The sequence below is a fragment of the Intrasporangium chromatireducens Q5-1 genome, assembly GCF_000576575.1.
GTDB lineage: Bacteria > Actinomycetota > Actinomycetes > Actinomycetales > Dermatophilaceae > Intrasporangium_A > Intrasporangium_A chromatireducens.
The window spans coordinates 1-3181 of the sequence record NZ_AWQS01000339.1 but is presented as its reverse complement, the minus strand read 5'-3'; the positions used below and the strand labels follow the sequence as shown (position 1 = coordinate 3181).

The 3181-nt window shown below is 66.2% G+C and carries 4 protein-coding genes; 3 read left to right on the top strand and 1 reads right to left on the bottom strand.

Annotated elements, in window-relative coordinates; genetic code table 11:
• The 3 genes from N864_RS20600 to N864_RS24875 form a co-directional block, all read left to right on the top strand.
• Positions 1–786 (top strand): MDR family NADP-dependent oxidoreductase (locus N864_RS20600; protein ID WP_034721793.1); only part of this gene is annotated, 786 nt, incomplete at its 5' end.
• A gap of 32 nt (positions 787–818) precedes the next feature.
• A complete protein-coding gene (locus N864_RS23845; protein WP_276203111.1) occupies positions 819–1637 on the top strand; it encodes an enoyl-CoA hydratase/isomerase family protein in 819 nt (272 codons plus the stop codon).
• 171 nt (positions 1638–1808) lie between these two features.
• The gene (locus N864_RS24875) at positions 1809–2354 is read left to right on the top strand and encodes an acyl-CoA synthetase family protein (RefSeq protein ID WP_155893038.1); all 546 of its coding nucleotides are present in this window, start codon (positions 1809–1811) and stop codon (positions 2352–2354) included.
• Here the strand turns inward: N864_RS24875 and N864_RS20590 are convergent.
• Positions 2325–3181: ISL3 family transposase (locus tag N864_RS20590; protein WP_034721790.1), on the bottom strand; the 857-nt coding region annotated here is incomplete at its 5' end. The genes N864_RS24875 and N864_RS20590 overlap by 30 nt on opposite strands.

Below are 3181 nucleotides of genomic sequence, written 5' to 3'. Positions count from 1 at the left end.
AACACCTGCCCGGTTAACTTCGAAGAGCCCCGTATCCTCACCCGAGCCGGCTGGCAGGACTACTCGGTGGTCGACACTCGCACCACGGACGTCCAGCTGGTCGCTCCGGGTATCAGCTTGATGGAGGCCCTCGGGCCGCTCGGACTGAACTCCCTGACTGCATACTTTGGCGTCACTAGGATCGGCCAGCCGCAGCCGGGAGACGTCATGGTGGTATCGGGGGCCGCTGGCTCGACGGGGTCGGTTGCTGCACAGATCGGCAAGATCCTCGGGTGCCGCGTAGTGGGCATCGCCGGCGGTTCCGAAAAATGTGACTGGCTCGTCAATGGGCTGAGGCTCGACGCAGCAATCGACTACAAGTGTGAGCGAGTCGCTGACCGTCTGGCGGAGTTATGCCCCGAGGGCGTCGACGTCTTCTACGACAATGTTGGGGGGTCGATTTTCACCGAGGTTTTCGGCAACTTAGCCCGTTTCGCGCGTGTCGTCGTGTGCGGGCAGATCGCACAGTACGACCGCGCGGGCAAAGCTGAGGCGAGTGTGGACATGTTGCGTCTCATTTACGGGGCCATCACAGTGCGCGGCTTTGTAATGCGCGACTACGCCACCGAGTTTGACCCAGCACGCGCCCAGATCAGGGAGTGGATCGCGACGGGCCGTTTGCAGCACCGTGAGGATATTCGAGAAGGATTCGACAAACTGCCTGAGTCCTTCTTAAGCCTCTTCGATGGTTCCAACCAAGGAACACTTCTGGTCGTGATCGATGACGACGCGCGATCGCGGTCCTGACTACAGCGGATACAGGAAGGAAGGCGAGAACCGTGCCCACACTATGGCGGGAAGCGCTGCACGACGGAATCCTGACAGCGACATACAGCAACCCTCCCATGAACTACTACACCGAGCAGGCCATCGACGAGCTGGAGGGCCTCGTCGCTGGATGGCGCCGCTCGGACGCCCGCGTCATCGTGCTCTGCGGCGGAGTGTCGGGCAAGTTCATCACACACTTCAGCGCAGAGGAAATCCTGGACGGAGTTCGCGCACCCGAAACGTTCATCGACAAGGGACCGATCCGCAACGAACGACTCAACCGGATCCTTCGCGGCATGTCGGAGCTGAACCAGCCCGTCATTGCCGCCCTCAACGGCGACGCGATGGGGTTCGGTTTCGAGCTCGCGCTCGCCTGTGACCTGCGAGTCGGGCAGATTGGCGACCACCGCTACGGCTTGTGTGAGACCTCCCTGGGCATCATTCCGGGCGGCGGCGGGACCCAGCGACTGGCGCGTGTAGTGGGTCTCGGCACGGCCCTCGACCTCGTGCTCCGTGCCCGCGTCCTCAAGCCAGAGGAAGCGCTGGACTATGGGTTGCTCAGCACATGCGCGGAAGACGCGTTGGGGGCTGCCCAGAACATCGCGCGAGAGATCTGCGGCAAACCGCGCCACGGTGTCGCCATGGCGAAGCGGGCGCTGCATCGCGGCTACAACCTCTCCCTGGCCGACGCGTTGACGGTCGAGACCGATGCCAGTTTCCGCGCACGCCTCACGGACTCCGCTAGGGACGCTTTGGAAGAGTATGTCGCCCTGCCGTTCCCAGAGCGTCGAGACTGGCTCGAGCACGTGCACGAGCCGCGTCTGGACTGAGTCTCGATCCAGCGTTGTGCAGCGCCCGAGTGGCCGGCGAGCCGACGTTGCCGAGTCTCACCTGTAATACACGCTTAGAGCACCGAAGATGCTCGATGGGATGGGCAAGCGGCAGACTCCGCCCTGGGGTTACCGTGCTGACAGCGGGGGACAGACCGGCAAGGAGAGTGAATGCATGTCGTCCGTCCCGAGGGGCATGCTAACCCGGTTGCTGCTGTCGTGGCCGCGCATCGAGCCGGCGCCTCGCTCTCGCTCGGTACGTCGGGGACGACCGGTCCTGGGCGTCGGGTGCTGCGCTCGACGCAGCCGTGGTGGGGGAGTTTTGACGCGTATTCGGAACTATCGGGTGTCGTTGCGGGATCGCGGGTCTGGCTGCCTGGGCCGCTCGGGTCGACCATGGTGTTGTTTGCTGCGGTGCATGCCGCGGTGGTGGGGGCCACCCGCATGGGTGACCCCGCGGCGGCGACGCATGCGTGCCTGACGCCGGCCCAGCTCGAGCTGCGTGGTGCTGAGCTACCTCGAGGGACTTTGGTGGTGGTGGCCGGCGCGACGCTGCCGGAGCGGCTTGCCCTTGCGGCGGCTGCCCGCGGGTTGACGGTCTCGCACTACTACGGCGCGGCCGAGCTCAGCTTCGTGGCGGCCGGCCGGTCGGGAGACGGGTTGCGACCGTTTGCCGGCTCTTCGAAGTTAACCGGGCAGCGCGGTCTTCGTGGCTGACATCCGCCGGTGCTGGCGTGTGCAGGACCACCGTATACGGCGTCTTTGATTGAGGGGGTTCCTGAAGCCGAACGCGTCCCTGCCGACGTGCTTTGCCAGCCGGTTGTAGCCCTCGGAGCGAGCGTTGCTGTACCCGGTCCTGATGGCGGCCTCGATGGCGGGCCACCACGCCTCGATGGTCTCGGCGAGCCGGTGCGCCTCGGGCAGCTCGATGGCGGCGGCCTGCGCGTAGAACCGATAGAGCCGGTCCGAGACGTGCTCGCGGTCCGCGCTCGTCGGCAGAGCGAGCAATTCGCGAAGTCGCTCCTTGACGACGTACGCGTGCAGGACCTCGATGCCGGGGTCACCGGCCTCGACGAGGCCGTTCCACATCTTCGTGAACGCCTCGCTGGTGTGCCGCTCGTGCCCGAGCAGCAGCCGGCGGCGGGCGGCCCACTCCGGGTCCTTCTTGCGGCCGCGACGGCCGCGGGCGGCGCGGGTGGCGTGTTGGCGCACCTCGGTGAGCATCTGGTTCCCGAGTGCGACCAGGTGGAACTTGTCGGCCACCAGGACCGCGTCGGGGAGAGCATCACGGACCGCCTTGGCGTACGAGGCGGACAGGTCCATGCAGACGTGGGTGACGCGGCTCTTCCACGAATCGGGTTGAGCAGCAAGCCAGTCCGTGACCGCGGTCGCGGTGCGGCCCTCGATGTGCGCGAGCAACCCGGCGGTGCCGACCGCGTCGACGATGGCGGTGTGCCACCGGTCGTGCTTGACCCGCCACCGCCCGGTGACCGGGTCCTGCTCCCAGATCGGCTTGCCGCGGCGGGTCTCATCGATGCCGAGCA

Excerpts from the sequence above, each read along its gene's own strand:
- N864_RS24875 (WP_155893038.1), top strand. The coding sequence starts at position 1,809 with ATGCATGTCGTCCGTCCCGAGGGGCATGCTAACCCGGTTGCTGCTGTC.